The organism is Aneurinibacillus uraniidurans, from assembly GCF_028471905.1.
In the GTDB taxonomy this organism is placed as follows: Bacteria; Bacillota; Bacilli; order Aneurinibacillales; family Aneurinibacillaceae; genus Aneurinibacillus; species Aneurinibacillus uraniidurans.
Genome location: NZ_CP116902.1, coordinates 910828 through 925681 on the forward strand (window position 1 = coordinate 910828; position 14854 = coordinate 925681).

At 45.9% G+C, this 14854-nt stretch carries 16 protein-coding genes; 9 read left to right on the forward strand and 7 right to left on the reverse strand.

Annotated elements, in window-relative coordinates; translation table 11 throughout:
• Positions 1-153 precede the first annotated feature (153 nt).
• Complete coding sequence (locus PO771_RS04535; RefSeq protein ID WP_272562092.1) at positions 154-1026, forward strand: DUF2167 domain-containing protein; 873 nt, start codon at positions 154-156, stop codon at positions 1024-1026.
• Positions 1027-1074: 48 nt separating this feature from the next.
• Here PO771_RS04535 and hemY read toward each other — a convergent pair whose 3' ends face one another.
• The 5 genes from hemY to PO771_RS04560 form a co-directional block, all read right to left on the reverse strand.
• Positions 1075-2505: a protoporphyrinogen oxidase gene (gene hemY, locus PO771_RS04540; protein ID WP_272562093.1), complete on the reverse strand. Its 1431-nt coding sequence runs from the start codon at positions 2503-2505 to the stop codon at positions 1075-1077.
• The gene (hemH, locus tag PO771_RS04545; RefSeq protein ID WP_272562094.1) at positions 2505-3449 is read right to left on the reverse strand and encodes a ferrochelatase; all 945 of its coding nucleotides are present in this window, start codon (positions 3447-3449) and stop codon (positions 2505-2507) included. The genes hemY and hemH overlap by 1 nt, the downstream gene beginning before the upstream one ends.
• Positions 3450-3480: 31 nt before the next feature.
• Positions 3481-4518 (reverse strand): uroporphyrinogen decarboxylase, encoded by a 1038-nt coding sequence (gene hemE / locus PO771_RS04550; protein WP_272562095.1) that lies wholly within the window; start codon positions 4516-4518, stop codon positions 3481-3483.
• A gap of 85 nt (positions 4519-4603) precedes the next feature.
• Positions 4604-5413: a M15 family metallopeptidase gene (locus PO771_RS04555; protein ID WP_272562096.1), complete on the reverse strand. Its 810-nt coding sequence runs from the start codon at positions 5411-5413 to the stop codon at positions 4604-4606.
• Between the two features lie 117 nt (positions 5414-5530).
• Entirely contained in the window at positions 5531-6259 is a 729-nt protein-coding gene (locus tag PO771_RS04560) for a 2-phosphosulfolactate phosphatase (protein WP_272562097.1), read from the reverse strand.
• A gap of 121 nt (positions 6260-6380) precedes the next feature.
• On the opposite strand from PO771_RS04560, the gene PO771_RS04565 reads away from it, so the two are divergent.
• Together PO771_RS04565 and PO771_RS04570 are read left to right on the forward strand one after the other, a co-directional pair.
• Complete coding sequence (locus PO771_RS04565; RefSeq protein WP_272562098.1) at positions 6381-6644, forward strand: DUF2619 domain-containing protein; 264 nt, start codon at positions 6381-6383, stop codon at positions 6642-6644.
• A 19-nt stretch (positions 6645-6663) separates the two neighbouring features.
• Positions 6664-7890, forward strand: a complete 1227-nt coding sequence (locus tag PO771_RS04570; protein WP_272562099.1) for a M14 family zinc carboxypeptidase — start codon at positions 6664-6666, stop codon at positions 7888-7890.
• Here the strand turns inward: PO771_RS04570 and PO771_RS04575 are convergent.
• Complete coding sequence (locus tag PO771_RS04575) at positions 7887-8654, reverse strand: sulfite exporter TauE/SafE family protein (RefSeq protein ID WP_272562100.1); 768 nt, start codon at positions 8652-8654, stop codon at positions 7887-7889. The two genes, PO771_RS04570 and PO771_RS04575, sit on opposite strands and share 4 nt — an antisense overlap.
• Positions 8655-8774: 120 nt before the next feature.
• Here PO771_RS04575 and PO771_RS04580 point away from each other — a divergent pair, with 120 nt between their 5' ends.
• From PO771_RS04580 to PO771_RS04595, 4 genes are all read left to right on the forward strand, one after another.
• Positions 8775-10052: an ArsB/NhaD family transporter gene (locus tag PO771_RS04580; RefSeq protein WP_272562101.1), complete on the forward strand. Its 1278-nt coding sequence runs from the start codon at positions 8775-8777 to the stop codon at positions 10050-10052.
• A gap of 25 nt (positions 10053-10077) precedes the next feature.
• Positions 10078-10356, forward strand: a complete 279-nt coding sequence (locus PO771_RS04585) for a hypothetical protein (RefSeq protein ID WP_272562102.1) — start codon at positions 10078-10080, stop codon at positions 10354-10356.
• Between the two features lie 128 nt (positions 10357-10484).
• On the forward strand, positions 10485-12197 hold the full coding sequence (locus PO771_RS04590) for a methyl-accepting chemotaxis protein (RefSeq protein WP_272562103.1): 1713 nt from the start codon (positions 10485-10487) through the stop codon (positions 12195-12197).
• A gap of 12 nt (positions 12198-12209) precedes the next feature.
• Positions 12210-12803: a L,D-transpeptidase family protein gene (locus PO771_RS04595; RefSeq protein ID WP_272562104.1), complete on the forward strand. Its 594-nt coding sequence runs from the start codon at positions 12210-12212 to the stop codon at positions 12801-12803.
• Between the two features lie 22 nt (positions 12804-12825).
• Here PO771_RS04595 and PO771_RS04600 read toward each other — a convergent pair whose 3' ends face one another.
• The gene (locus PO771_RS04600) at positions 12826-13866 is read right to left on the reverse strand and encodes a YkvI family membrane protein (RefSeq protein WP_272562105.1); all 1041 of its coding nucleotides are present in this window, start codon (positions 13864-13866) and stop codon (positions 12826-12828) included.
• 147 nt (positions 13867-14013) lie between these two features.
• On the opposite strand from PO771_RS04600, the gene lepB reads away from it, so the two are divergent.
• A complete protein-coding gene (gene lepB / locus PO771_RS04605; RefSeq protein ID WP_272562106.1) occupies positions 14014-14526 on the forward strand; it encodes a signal peptidase I in 513 nt (170 codons plus the stop codon).
• A 128-nt stretch (positions 14527-14654) separates the two neighbouring features.
• Complete coding sequence (locus tag PO771_RS04610; RefSeq protein ID WP_272562107.1) at positions 14655-14822, forward strand: hypothetical protein; 168 nt, start codon at positions 14655-14657, stop codon at positions 14820-14822.
• Positions 14823-14854 lie beyond the last annotated feature (32 nt).

Here is a 14854-nt window from a genome sequence, read left to right on the forward strand (position 1 = left end):
CCGTATCGGGTGCTTTTTTACTATGTTATGAAGTGTAAAATATTACTGTATTACAATAAAAAGGTAAATATTGCACATGAGATATAAAGGTAAAAAAAGTATAATTTTAAAATATTATTCCATTTTATATTAAGAGAGAAAAGGGGAGAGTATATGCGATTTTGGTTACGTATTTTTGTAGTATGTACCCTGCTAACAAGTATTTCTTCAGCAGTTCTGGCAGAGGTACAGGTCAATTGGATTAAAGGTGGGAAACCTGTTCAGGTTGGCGATAAATTCGCAACCTTTGATATGAGTCCGAAGCTTCAGTATTTACATAAAGACGATACGATCAAGCTGCAAAAGGAATATGGGAATACACCGACCTCGCGGGAGATTGGAAGTATTTATCCGGTTGATCGGAAAGAGAACTGGTTTGTTGTTCTTGAATATGATGAAGTCGGACATATTAAGGACGAAGAAAAAGGTAAAATTGATGCGGATGCCATTTTGCAAAGCTATAAAGATGGAAGTGAGGAAGACAATAAAACTAAAAATCCGGAAGATCGTCTTCAGGTAATCGGCTGGGATATTGTGCCTTCCTATGACGAGAAAACTCATCAGCTGCAATGGTCTATGCTAATCGAAGATGCCAAAAAAAATCGTCTGATTAACTACAATGTTGAAATGTTAACGCGTCAAGGATATGTCTCATTTATTCTCGTATCTGATCCAGAAAATCTGGCTAAAAACAGAAAGTCATTAAATGATCTCATCCTATCCAAGTTTAAAGTAAACGAGGGAAATCGCTATGAAGATTTTAACGCTTCTACTGATAAGGTTGCAGAGTATGGTTTGACCGGATTAATTATGGGTGGACTTGGACTAGCAGCTGCTAAGAAACTTGGATTATTAGCTCTGTTAGGTTTATACTTTAAAAAAGCAGTCATATTGATTGTAGCTGCACTTGGGGCAGTAGTAGTTTTCATCAAAAAACTCTTTACGAAAAAGAGCGAGACGGATGATGATTTAAAAACAGGTACATAACGAAAGAAAGACTCCCGCTATGTGGGAGTCTTTCTTTCGTTATGCATATTAAAGTGAAATAGCTGAAGGCGTATGTAAAAACTTGATTACTTCAGATACAGCAGCTTCTCCCTGGTCAATACAATCGGGAAGCCCTGATCCATAGTAGGGAGCGCCAGCGACAAACATACCAGGCATGTTCTCACCAAGCTCATGTACGAATTGATCGATGCGAGCTTTATGCCCGACTACATATTGTGGACGCACTTGTTTCCAACGGGAGATACGATAAAATTCCGGTTTTTGATCGATCTTCATAATTTTGTTCAAGTCATTCATAATCACCGCGATTAGTTCCTCATCCGGAAGGTGGACCGGAGAATCATCCCACGGACGACCAACAAAGCAACGAAGTAGTGCTTTACCTGCTGGAGCTGTATGCGGCCATTTTTTATGTGTCCACGTACAGGCGGTAATCGTAAAGTTTTCGTTGCGGGATACGATGAAGCCTGTGCCGTTCACATCTTGCTGAATCGCTTCGAGTGGAAAGGCGAGGGCAGCAGTTGCAACAGATGAAGTAGGAATTTCAGATAGCAGATGAGAGAAATCGTATTCCGCTAGCATCTTCCGCGTTGGATGTAGGGATGAGCTAAGCACCACACTGTCTGCATTCAGTTGTGTGCCATCTGATAGATGAAGCGTATAGCCACTTTCCGCCTGTGCCACGCGAGATACGCTCGTTCCTGTGCGGATACAGTTTGGGTCGAGCCGAGCTTCAATCGATTCTACCAATGATTGGAGTCCGCTTTTGAATGTCATGAAAGCGCTTGACGACTTTTTATCACCGGCTGACTTTGGTTGCTTAGGTGTCGTAGAGCGCATGCCAAGAATGAGACTGCGATATTTTTGCTCCACCTGATAAAACTGCGGGAATGTCGACATTAGGCTTAAGTCATCAATATCCCCTGAATATACACCGGAGAGAAGTGGCTCAATCAAGTTTTCTACCACTTCATTGCCAAGACGACGACGGAAGAACTTCCCTAGTGACTGATCAGATCCGTTTGACTGGGCGCGTGGGAGAAACAGGTCGCAGGCTGCTCGCATTTTCCCAGGTAAGGAAAAGAGAGACGTGGTAACAAACGGAGCTACTTTTGTCGGAATGCCCATGATGGAACCGCCTGGCATTGGATGAAGCTGGCCATTTGTCAAAATAAAAGCCTGTCCGGTATGATTGCGCACAAGATCATCTTTAAGCCCGACTTCCTCTGCGAGACGAATTATGCTTGTCTTGCGAGCCAGAAAGGAATCGGGTCCGAGTTCAATCACAAAGTCGTTCGTGTAATCTGTTATGATTGTACCGCCTAGACGGTCTTCTGCTTCAATGAGTACATAGCGGATCGGCAAATTTTGTTCCCGAACGGCCTTTTGCAAATAGTACGCAGTTGTCAGGCCAGTGATCCCACCGCCGATGATCGCAACTGTATGGGTTGGAGTCATTATTTATCACGTTCTTTCTTTGCAATCTCATCCAGCACAGCGTTTGCAAGTCCCTCGATGAATGTATCATGTGTGTTCGGCATAGGTGGACGCAGATAGCGGATACCAAGTTCATCGGCTATCTGCTTACATTCAATGTCGTTGTCGTACAATACTTCTAGATGGTCCGATACGAATCCAACCGGACAGAATACCATTGTCGTGTAGCCTTCTGCATGCAGCTCACGCATTCGGTCCTGCACATCTGGTCCAAGCCATGGCTCTGGTGTTCGACCTGCGCTCTGCCAGGCGGTTGTATAATGCTGTATGCCTGCTTCTTCTGCAATCATACGAGCGGTATGGGCAATTTGCTCGGGATACGGATCATTCATCTGCTTGATGCGTTCTGGTAAGCTGTGCGCTGTGAATAGCACAACTGTCCGATCACGGTCCACTTCCGAAACGGTCGAAAATGTCTCACGCAGGCGATCTGCCCAATAACGGATGAACGCAGGCTGATCATACCAGCTGTCAATCGAATGGATGCGTATATTCCCGATTGCTTTCGCCTCCGCCTGTGCGCGATCATTATATGATTGCGCACTAAACGTGGAGTAGTGCGGCGCAAGCACGATGCTAACAGCTTCGTGCAGGTCTGCTTCCCGCATGTTTTTCACTCCGTCTTCAATGAACGGGGTAATATGCTTAAGCCCGAGAAAGGCTGTAAACGTAATCGTGTCTTGCATCTCATTTAACTTTGCAGCAAGCGCCTTGGCCTGTTCCTCTGTAATACGAGCAAGAGGGGAGAGCCCCCCAATCCGTTCATATCGTGTGATCAACTCATTCAGAAGTTCGGGGGTAGGTTTTCGCCCGCGTCGAATATGTGTATAGTAAGATTCTACTTCATCGGGACTGTGCGGCGTTCCGTACGCCATCACGAGCAGTCCCATTCGCTGTTTCGTCATCGTTCTTACTCCTCCCACTTGCCTTCGTCCGCTAGTTTTTGGCGGAGTATTCATGGATGAACGCCGTCAGACGTTGCAGGGTTTCAACTTGTACTTGCGGATATACACCATGACCAAGGTTGAAAATAAAGTTCGGGTTTTCCATGCCTTGATCAAGAATTTCTTTTGTTTTTTGTTCAATCTGTGCCCAATCAGCAAGAAGCAGACCTGGATCAAGGTTACCTTGAACAGTACGAGTTACGCCCTGCTCCCGTGCAGACTGGATGCTTGTGCGCCAGTCAAGTCCGATGACATCAAGCGGCAAGCGATTCCATTCCGTAAGCAGATGGCTTGCTCCGACACCAAACATAATTTTTGGTGCGTCTTCATCTTGAAGAGCAGAGAAAATCTTGTTCATAACTGGAGCTACGAACGTCTGATAATCTTGCGCATTAAGTGCTCCTACCCAGGAGTCGAACACTTGAATTGCCTGAGCACCTGCCTTGATTTGTGCTTTCAAATAAGTAATCGTCATTTCGCCAAGCTTGTCCATCAATAGATGCCATGCTTCTGGTTGAGCATGCATGAAAGCTTTTGTTTTATAGTAGTTACGTGATGGACCGCCTTCAAGTAAATAGCTGGCAAGTGTGAAAGGAGCGCCTGCAAAGCCAATGAGTGGGACATGGAGCTGTTCACGTAACAGTTTAATCGTATCAAGAATGTACGGAACGTCTGCGTCCGGATCAAGCGTACCGAGTTTTTCTACGTCAGCTTTGGATGTGATCGGATTGGCAATGACAGGTCCGATGCTTGATTTAATTTCTACATCAATTCCAAGGGCCGGCATTGGTGTCATGATGTCAGCAAACAGAATGGCCGCATCCACATCAAGCTGCTGGATTGGAAGCATAGTAACTTCCGCACAGACCTCCGGGCGGTGTGTAATTTCAAACAGCGAATATTTTTCGCGAATTTTACGGTATTCTGGCTGATAACGACCCGCCTGACGCATATACCATACAGGTACGTGGTTGTGCTCCTCACCTCGGCATGCTTTCAAAAAATTATCATTAAATGGCTTTGCGCTCATTCTTCCACACCTTTCTCTTCCATAAACACGTGTTTAATTATTTCTTATTGTACGATAGCATAAATGTTCGAGCAAAGTTAAGGAATTATTGTGACAGATACTCTTCAAGAGTGATCCCTTTCTCTGTAATTTCCTGGGCAACAGTTTTGCCTACATAGCGAATATGCCACGGTTCATACGCGTAGCCTGTAATGGATTCTTTACCTTTTGGATAGCGGATGATAAAGCCGTATTTTGGTGCATTTGCTGCAAGCCATTTTCCTTCCGGTGTATCGCCAAACGTTTGCTCAAGTGTATTACCCATGCGTTTGCTTGTGATGTCAATCGCAAGGCCGGTCTGGTGCTCGCTTTGACCTGGATAGGCACTGACGGCATTTGCTTTCTCTTCACTGCCGTATTTTTTGGTTAGGCGGGCAAATACTGATTTTTGCATCGAATACGGACGGTACGCTGATTGGCCGAGGAGGTCGATGTTTTCCGCTTTCGCTTGAGCGAATAGCTCTTCAAGCGCTGTCGCTGCTTCTTTACGCATCATTTTGCGCGGGCTTTTTTCTTTGAATGAGAATGGAATATTTGGCTCTACAAGATCAGACGGTTCAAAAGTAGATTGAAGATTCCGCTGCTTGTTTACCACGACCAGTACATCATTCATATTTGTTACTTCCTGAACACCGCTATTATTTTTCATAACGGTAGTAGCCAGTGCTGCTTTTGTTCTCTCATCTGTAAGCGGGTCAGGTTGAGCTTGGGCCTGGGTATTTTTGTGGCTGTTATTTTGGCTTGGTGGTTGCGTAGCTGTCTGATCTGATGGTTTTGATCCGGTCTCAGATGTGCAGCCTGCTGTAAAAGATGCGGCCGCCAACAGGAGTGCCAGCATCGTTGTTTGTTTGTTCACAGTATATCCCTCTCTTTTTAGAAAACACAAAAATCGAGCATACACGCTTTGGGGTGAATGCTCGGTTTTTTCGTTTTTTAGCTTCTCTAGTATTCTAGCATACTATCGATTTAGCATTCAATTTAATGAAGAGATTGTAGCTGCAATCAGATTTTTGTCTTGCAGCATCGGAACGATGGAAGTTGTATTCAATCTGGCGCAGTACAGCACATCTGCTGTTCCCTGCTGCTGGGCGATACGCCTGCCGGTTGCGGTCTCAAGCAGGAGATCAGGAAGGGATGAGGCTAAGTGTGTGTAGCTTGCAGCAAGAGCAATGCCGAGGTCGCATATACGTACGCATGGTAGAAGGGTTCTGGCGTGTTCGATCATAAGTCCGGCTGCCAGTCCGTCTTCTAAGGCAAAAGCCTGCCGTGTTCCGGCACAGTACAGCGTAATATCGAGCTGACGACGCAGTGCTTCTTCGATGCAGGCATATGCATTTAGGAAGCAGCCAATCAGTAGATGAGCGGCACGGGCTGCTTTACTGATTGCGATTGTGCCATCTGTTGTTGTCAGCACAAGCTGTTGTCCGGGCTGTTTATGGGTGCACAATTCAGTAGGTGAATTACTGTATGTGAATTCGGAAATTTTTTTGCCGTGCCGCTCACCAGCGAAGATGACATTTGGCGTCTTTCGTAGTAGTTGTGCCTGCCCAATGGTTTCGACAGGGAGTACAGAAGCAAATCCCAAATCAAGTGCGGTTACAATCGTACTGCCTGCTTTTAGCACATCAATGACGATAACAGTACGTCCGGCCACCTGCTCATGGCGGATTTCTTCTACGGTTTGCACGACTTCGATCTTCATAGTTGTTCTCCTCTTTCCGTAGACGTTATGTCTGTATAGTATGCCGGACAAAACAAAGAAGTGTCGGACGACTATTCCGGTAGGTACATGCATACGTTTGGAAGAAAGGGAGGGAAAGCCCGTGTTTGAAAAGGCAATTCTCGGTATGGCCTCACTCCGCATTTTGTCCGGGTCACTGGAAATACTTGCGGCACTTTTTATTTTACGTGTGAATCAGGTGGAAAAAGCACTTCTGATTAACTCTGGCTTAGCATTTGTTGGACCGCTCGTGTTGTTGTTGACGACAACCATCGGCCTGCTTGGTGTAGCGGAACGGGTTAGTTTTGGAAAATTAGTATGGATTCTGGCCGGCGTGGCGCTTATTTTGATTGGGGTACGAAAATAAAGAGAAAGGGGAGATGCGTATGCAATATACAGTGCGAAAAGGAGACACACTGCAAAAAATCGCCAACCGATTTGGTGTGAGCGTAGAGGCAGTTCGATACTGTAATCCAGGAGTAGTTGGCGTACGGCTCATACCGGGACAAATGCTGTCGATTGTCGGATCACTTCGACGTTACGAGATACAACCGGGTGATACTCTTGATTTTATTGCGCAGGCGTTCAATCTAGCACCAGAGAGGATTGCAGCTATCAATCATTTTTCGGATGGCATGGCACTTGAACCTGGTAAAGTGATTGCATTGCCTCCAAGTCAGCCTGATGGAATCGTACGCACGGATGAAGAGTATACGCATCGCAATCTTGCTCATGATCTGGCCGCACTCCTTGATCTGTATCCCTTCCTTGGGATGGAGGTGATTGGTTATTCAGTATTAGGCAAGCCGCTGTATGCCATTCGACTTGGAATAGGGGAAAAAGAGGTATTCTACAGTGGTGCCTGGCATGCGAATGAATGGTTGACAGCAGCTGTATTAATGAAATTCGTGGAGAATGCTGCTTGTGCATATGCACGTGATGAATGGCTAGATGGGTATAATGTGAGACAGTTACTAGACACGTTTACGATCTGGATTGTGCCGCTTGTAAATCCTGACGGAGTAGAGCTATCTGTAGAAGGAATGGATCCATGCCACCCGTTCTACAAAGAAGTACTCGATATTAATGGTGGAGTATGTAATTTCACCGGATGGACGGCAAATGTACGAGGGGTGGATTTGAACCACCAATGGCCGGCGGGATGGGAGGAGGAGGCTAAAACAAGCCCGGATCGCCCATCGCCTCGCCATTATGGTGGACCGACTCCTTTGTCAGAGCCGGAAGCCCAGGCTGTTTATGCCTTTACAAAAGCGCATGATTTTCTTGGTGTACTTGCGTATCACTCGCAGGGTCAGGTGATCTACTGGGGATATCAGCACATGGAGCCGCCGGAGAGCCGGGCGATTGTCCAGCAGCTGCAGGTGCTGAGTACGTATCAGCCAGTCCGCACAGCGAATAGTTATGCCGGATATAAAGACTGGTTCATTCAGGAGTACCGCCGCCCTGGCTATACGGTTGAGATCGGGATTGGTGTCAATCCGGTGCCGCTGGAGCAATTTGATTCGATCTATCGGCAGAATCAGGCGGTTCTGCTTGAGACACCATTGTTGCTTGACAAGCGATGGGATGAACCGAGTAAGCAGCAGGATTAATGGGCGAGCAAATCCCACACTTGTTTGCCGATCATCAGCACGGTTACACCAATAAACAATGGCCGGACGTAGCTAGAGCCTTTACGGATGGCAACCTGTGAGCCGATCAATGCGCCGATAATCATGGCGATCCCCATTGGAATCCCGTATTGGTAGTTAATATGGCCAAGTGCAGCAAAGGTAACCAGCCCAGCGATGTTACTGCCAAAATTCAGCACTTTGGCATTGCCAGCCGCTCCCACAAAATCAAATCCCATCATTAAAAAGGCAAACAGTAGAAACGAACCCGTCCCCGGTCCGAAGAAGCCGTCATAAAAACCAACGAGTAGCGCCACTGTCACAGACAGAATGGCGATTTTTTTTGTGATTCCTTGATACGTCGATGTGCTGCCCCAATCTTTTTTGAACAGCGTGTAAACCGTTACGCCAATTAATAGTACAACGACGAGCGGTTTAAGGAATTCTGGCGGGATTTTGGTAACCGCATAAGCACCAAAAGCGGACCCGATTAACGAAAGTGGAAATAAATATTTGACTAGCTTAAAATTGACTTTGCCAGAGCGCATAAAAGAAATTGTGCTGGTGCAGGACGCCATTGTGCTCGCCAATTTATTTGTACCGAGTGCTACCGTTGAAGGAAGACCGGTCAACAGCAGGGCAGGAAGTGAGATGAGTCCGCCACCGCCGACAACTGAATCAATGAAGGCGGCGAGGAACCCTGTCGCAAGCAGGAAGAGTAGCATGTGAGTATCGAGCATTTCCATGTAGAATGACCTCCTGGTTAAGATAAGAAATATCATGTATTTTTAAACTATACACTAAAAATCCGGTATAATAAGCATTAATAACAAAGTAATTTGATTAGACAAGCAGGAGGATGGTTTATGGAACAGCAGGCGATTTATGCGATCGCCATTTTTCTGGTGATTTATGCGCTTATTATTTCAGAAAAAATTCATCGCACGATTGTTGCCATGATCGGTGCGCTTCTGATGGTGGGGGCAGGGATTGTTAGTCAGGAAATGGCACTCCATCATATTGATTTCAATACACTTGGGTTGTTGATCGGGATGATGGTGATTGTGAGTATTACCGCTCAGACAGGATTATTCAAGTATATTGCGATCTGGGCCGCAAAGAAAGCAGGCGGGAATCCGGTTCGGATTTTGGTAGCGCTCGGGTTGATTACGGCGCTGGCTTCGGCTTTTCTTGACAACGTAACAACGGTGTTACTTATGGTGCCAGTTACGTTCAGTATTACCCGGCAGCTGCGTGTGACACCGATTCCGTATTTATTGACGCAAATTTTGGCGTCTAATATTGGCGGAACGGCTACGCTGATTGGAGACCCGCCGAACATTATGATCGGCAGCGCGGTTAAAGAGCTGACATTCATGGCTTTTATTGTGAATTTGGCTCCGGTTATTGTTGTAATTCTTGCGGTAACGATTGCGATCCTCGCTTTTTGGTATCGCGATCAGCTCCGAACACAGCCGGAATTGCAGGCTGAGCTTATGCAGATGAATGAGAAGGAAGAGCTAATTGATCACAAATTGCTCAAAAAGAGCTTGTTTGTGCTTGTGCTGACGATTGGTGGTTTTTTTGCCCATCAGGCACTGCATCTTGAATCTGCTACGGTAGCCCTAGCTGGAGCATTTTTGCTGCTGTTGATTAGTGGAGAGGCTTACTTAGAGCCTGCGCTCGAACGAGTAGAATGGACGACGATTTTCTTCTTTATTGGCCTGTTTGTATTAGTTGCTGGTTTAATCGAGACCGGAGTAATTGCTGCATTAGCACAAAAAGCGGTAGCGCTTACCGGTGGCAATCTAAAAGAAACGGCTATGTTGATTTTATGGTTGAGTGCAATTGCGTCTGCATTTGTCGATAATATTCCATTTGTGGCTACGATGATTCCGATGATTCAGGAGATGGGCAAAATGGGGATGGAGCATCTCGAACCGCTCTGGTGGGCGCTGTCGCTCGGCGCGTGCCTCGGTGGGAACGGAACGTTGATTGGAGCGAGTGCGAATGTGATTGTAGCAGGAATGGCCGCGAAGGAAGGGCATCATATTTCATTTATGCGGTTTTTATGGATTGGCTTTCCGCTTATGCTGATTTCGATTATTATCTCGACTGTATATATTTACATACGCTATTTATAAATATAGTAGCAAAAGGAGGAATGGGATGATTCGCTATCATTATGCTACAGAAGAGTTGGATGTTGAAGAAAAGGAAAACGGTCAGGATCGTGAATTTCTATTTCATTTTAAAATTCCTGGTCAGTATGTGCATGATTTTCAGAAAGTACGTGCTCATTTTGATCGTGATCGTGTGATTACAGACGTATTTTTTTATCCGCAGGCCGACCAGAGGTGTCGTGTGATTGTGCGAAATGATTATTATATTGACTTTGTGCTGGCATTGTTCAAGTATCAGATTTTTTCTCGCATAGAATGGATCTAGTAGAGAGCTCGTCTTTTATGACGAGCTTTTTTTGTAACGAAAAATTTTAATATAATAAATACTAGGTTAGTAATTCTCTGGTAAAATAAAAAAAGGGAGTATTGATGTACAGAGGGGAGATGGATGGTATGGGATGGTTGCGTAATTTACGAGTTCGTCAGAAAATGCTTGTATTGAATGTGGTAGTTGGGATTTTTCTGGCCACTGTAGGAATTTCGGGATATACACATATGAATGATTTAAATAAGCAGACAGAGGCAATGTATGCAGAAAGTCTTCAACCTGTAGAATGGTTGAATGAAGCACGTACTCATTCACGGGGGATTGAGGCGTTGACAGCTCGGTTAATGCTTGAGAAAGATGTGAAGCGACAGCAGGATATGGTGGAAGAGATTAAGGAGCGGATTGAGAAATCGGATCAAGTGTTGGGACAATTTGCAGCACTTTCACTTGATGAATACGAGAAAGAACGTATGAACAAAATTAAGGAAATTGTACCGGAGTATCGAGCAGAGCGACAGAAAGCGATTGATCTTGCATTAGCAGGACACCAAACGGAAGCGTATACATACTTTGTAAGCCATGCGCTTACACCGTTAAATGAGTTCAACAGTCTTCTGCAAGAGTTGACCGATTACAACGTCAAACGGGCAGATGAGATGAGTAAGCAAGGCAGACAAAATGCAAATGAAGCGAATCTCATTATGATTGGTACTTTTGTAATTGCTATGATTGTTTGTGCAGCGCTTTGTTCGATTATCTCGGGCATGATTTCTAAGCCGCTTGTGCGCATACAGGAATTGATGGAGCAGGCAGAGACCGGGGATATGACAGTCCGGGGAGACTATGAAGCAAGCGATGAACTAGGCCAATTGAATCGCACGTTTAATAATATGATGAATGGGCTGTGTACGGTTATTAAGCAGGTGAATGACAATGCAGCCGGTCTCGCGAATAGTTCTCGTCAGCTCGCTGCAAATGCGGAGGGAGCGAATCATGTAACGCATGAGATTGCAGCAGCTATTCAGAAAGTGGCTGCAGGTTCTGAGACGATGATGGGAGGCGCGGGTGAGAGTGCGCGTTCAATGGAAGAGATGGCGATTGGGATTCAGCGGATCGCAGAGAATTCTTCGATCGTTTCTGAATCATCGGATGTAATGGCGAAACAGGCACAGCAGGGCAATGAGATGATTCGCAAAGCCGGGAATCAGATGAGACTAATCAATAGCTCGGTTGACAATTTATCTGCAGTCATTACCCAGTTACATACACGCTCGCAGGAAATCGGACATATCGTAGAAGTGATTACCGACATTGCTTCCCAGACGAATCTGCTGGCGCTTAATGCAGCGATTGAAGCAGCTCGTGCTGGTGAACATGGCAAAGGCTTTGCTGTTGTGGCAGATGAAGTGCGTAAGCTTGCCGAGCAGTCTGAGCAATCAGCTGGTAAAATTACGGAACTGATTCAGGAAATACAAGGTGACACGATTCTTTCAGTAGAAGCGATGGAAAAAGGAACGAAAGATGTAGCCGAAGGGATGGAAGTTGTTCGACATGCTGGAACTACATTTGAAAGCATTGTAGACGCGGCTAAACAGGTCGCGGAACAGATTCAGGAAGTATCAGCAGCAACAGAGCAGCTATCTGCAGGTTCTGAGCAGGTGACGGCATCTGTAACTGATATGAGCTGTATTGCGAAGGAATCAGCAGAGGATACGAGCCGGGTTGCATCGGCCGCACAAGAGCAGTTGGCTGTTATTGAACAAATTCACGACTCGGTAGAATCGCTTAGTGCGATGGCAAAAGAACTGGATGGAGCGGTGCGCAAGTTTACAATCTAGGGGGCTGATCCGATGGAACAGGCGGAACAGATGCTTGTGGTCACCGTACAGAAGGCGCAGCAGCGAGCGGCTTACGTAACCGCTTATGCAAAAAAAGCAGGTGAATGGATACCGGTACTTGGTCCGTTTCCTGCTGTTGTCGGGAAGAATGGAGTTACGGCGAATAAGCGGGAAGGGGATCGTAAAACGCCGCTGGGGCTGTACCCGATTCGATACGCATTCGGAACAGCAGTCAAGCCGCACGGTATCCACCTGCCGTATCGCATGGTGACGCGGCATGATTACTGGGTAGATGACCCTGCTTCACCTGACTATAATCGCTGGGTAACATGCTATGCACAGCCGAAAAAGTACTGGAATTCGTTCGAAAAACTAAGCATTTCAGCATACAAATATGCGCTCGTAATCGGGTACAATGATGACCCGCCGATCGCAGGGGCCGGAAGTGCGATTTTTCTCCATGTATGGCGTGGGCCTGCAAGTTATACCGCCGGGTGTGTGGCTCTGGCAGAAGCAGATGTACTGCGCATTCTGCGCTGGCTGCGCCCAGAGAGTAATCCTGTGATCTGGATCAGAACTATACAGGAAGAGCCTGTCTCTATATGAACTTGAATGAAAAAAGCCGGAATTATACCGGCTTTTTTTTCATGAAGATAAGCAAGAGCGTAATACAGCCTATGATACCGAACAGTGGATAGAGGTGATGAACAAGAACGGCAAATCCAAACTGGCTGATGAAGCAGCAGATGGCAAGCAGACCGATAATAAGTGTGCGCTCGGTAACAGAAGGAGGGAACAGACGCCGTAGTTGCCGGGTAATACCGAATACATTGCCAGCAAGCGTTGTAAAAATCTCACCAAAAATAACGAGGGAAAATAGCCATTGAACAAGCGGACCAAAATTTACGACGATGACGGCCATTGGAATCTCGGCTCCTTCAATTTGAGACAGATGAGCAGTGAGGACGAAATTGGACAACCAGAGCAATATCCCAAGCCCGACGCCCCCCATTATGCCGCCAGCGATAATCGTTTGTCGATTCTGAAATTCGCTGCCGAGTGGCACAAGTACGGCGAGTGCCAAAGTAAGATTGAAAGCCGCGTACAGAAAAGGTGATAACATCCATAAGTCGCTATCTGGTGTCGGAGCAGGAAGTGCTGTAGCTGCTCGTCCGCTTCCGAGCGTAGCGATGCCGATTAACATACTGAATAAGAGCATGACGGGCACAACGATTGTATTGATTACCATAACGGCATGCATACCGCGAGTGACAACAAGATATAGGATGAATACCGTAATCGCAACTCCAGGAACCCCCAGGCCGTTTACGTGCTGATTGAACAGAGCAGCTGTTCCTGCAAGCATCACACCCGTAATACAGATCAAGATAAGTAAGGTTATCAGATTAATCCATGCCCCGGCTGTTCGCCCGAATATATACTCGTTGAATGCATCATACGAAGCGGTCCGCATTTTGCTGGAGAGTAACATAATTTTTGTGCCAACAATGATAAACAGCAGCACTGCCACCGCGATAATGAGATAGCTTTTATCACCAAAACGGGTGATGAATTGAAAAATCTCCTGGCCACTGGCAAAACCAGCCCCAACCACGGTTCCGATGTACGTGAAACCGATCTGCATAACAGCTTTGTACGATATTCGCATTTTTCGCTCTCCCGTGCTTTTTCCTTTTAGCCTATGAGGTTGTCCGGTAAAGTAGAATCCAAAAAATTAGTCGTTACAAGATAACCGGTTTGTTTTACAATGTAGGGAAGGAAGAAGTACAGTTGAAGTACAGGAGGACCTATCTGTATGTGGAAATGGTTAAAAGAATGGGTGCCGATTATTGTGATCGCACTTGTACTTAGTATGACAATTCGGACGTATGTTGGAGAGGCTGTTGTCGTTCCAAGCGGCTCGATGCTGCCTACTATTCACATTAATGACCGCCTTGCGGTAGAAAAGTTTAGTAAGACGGAAAATCTTAAGCCGGGTGATATTGTGGTCTTTTACCCACCTGTTCCGGATAAAAAGGATGAGCGTTTCATTAAGCGTCTAATCGGAGTCGGTGGGGATACGATTGAGATTAAAGATGGAGCATTGTACCGCAACGGTAAAAAAGTAGATGAACCGTATATTCGGGAGCCGATGACGTATACTTTCGGCCCGGTAACTGTTCCACCTGGTAAGTTTTTCTTCCTCGGGGACAATCGAAATGAAAGCTTTGATTCGCATCTGTGGCCGACTCCGTTCGTAGATAAGAGCGCCATTTGCGGAAAAGCAGTTTTTCGTTTCTATCCATTCTCTGATATGAAAGTGATGTAGTCTCCCATACTTGTGTATTCTCCCGCTTTATTTTTATGTAAAAGCGGGAGATTTTTTTGTGTCTTTCTATTGTACTACTACAGAACATCTGTTATAATACAGAAAAAGAGCGATGGAGGGGAAAAAATATGGGATACGGATACCGACCACAGCGCGGTGTGACTCAGCCGGAAACAGAATCTTTTTCAACAATGTACGGACGAAACGTGTCCGTCAAACGTGATGGCAAAATGATGTTTATAAACCGCATTGTTGTGCAGGGGACATCCGCTATACCCGCCCGTTCGCTTCGCTAGTCCGTGTATAGTACGCAATTGAATTAACTAAG

Coding starts and splice junctions, on each gene's coding strand:
- PO771_RS04535 (WP_272562092.1), top strand. CDS start 154: ATGCGATTTTGGTTACGTATTTTTGTAGTATGTACCCTGCTAACAAGT.
- PO771_RS04590 (WP_272562103.1), top strand. CDS start 10,485: ATGGGATGGTTGCGTAATTTACGAGTTCGTCAGAAAATGCTTGTATTG.
- hemE (WP_272562095.1), bottom strand. CDS start 4,518: ATGAGCGCAAAGCCATTTAATGATAATTTTTTGAAAGCATGCCGAGGT.
- PO771_RS04595 (WP_272562104.1), top strand. CDS start 12,210: ATGGAACAGGCGGAACAGATGCTTGTGGTCACCGTACAGAAGGCGCAG.
- PO771_RS04585 (WP_272562102.1), top strand. CDS start 10,078: ATGATTCGCTATCATTATGCTACAGAAGAGTTGGATGTTGAAGAAAAG.
- hemY (WP_272562093.1), bottom strand. CDS start 2,505: ATGACTCCAACCCATACAGTTGCGATCATCGGCGGTGGGATCACTGGC.
- PO771_RS04580 (WP_272562101.1), top strand. CDS start 8,775: ATGGAACAGCAGGCGATTTATGCGATCGCCATTTTTCTGGTGATTTAT.
- hemH (WP_272562094.1), bottom strand. CDS start 3,449: ATGACGAAACAGCGAATGGGACTGCTCGTGATGGCGTACGGAACGCCG.
- PO771_RS04560 (WP_272562097.1), bottom strand. CDS start 6,259: ATGAAGATCGAAGTCGTGCAAACCGTAGAAGAAATCCGCCATGAGCAG.
- PO771_RS04570 (WP_272562099.1), top strand. CDS start 6,664: ATGCAATATACAGTGCGAAAAGGAGACACACTGCAAAAAATCGCCAAC.
- PO771_RS04575 (WP_272562100.1), bottom strand. CDS start 8,654: ATGGAAATGCTCGATACTCACATGCTACTCTTCCTGCTTGCGACAGGG.
- PO771_RS04610 (WP_272562107.1), top strand. CDS start 14,655: ATGGGATACGGATACCGACCACAGCGCGGTGTGACTCAGCCGGAAACA.
- PO771_RS04600 (WP_272562105.1), bottom strand. CDS start 13,866: ATGCGAATATCGTACAAAGCTGTTATGCAGATCGGTTTCACGTACATC.
- lepB (WP_272562106.1), top strand. CDS start 14,014: ATGTGGAAATGGTTAAAAGAATGGGTGCCGATTATTGTGATCGCACTT.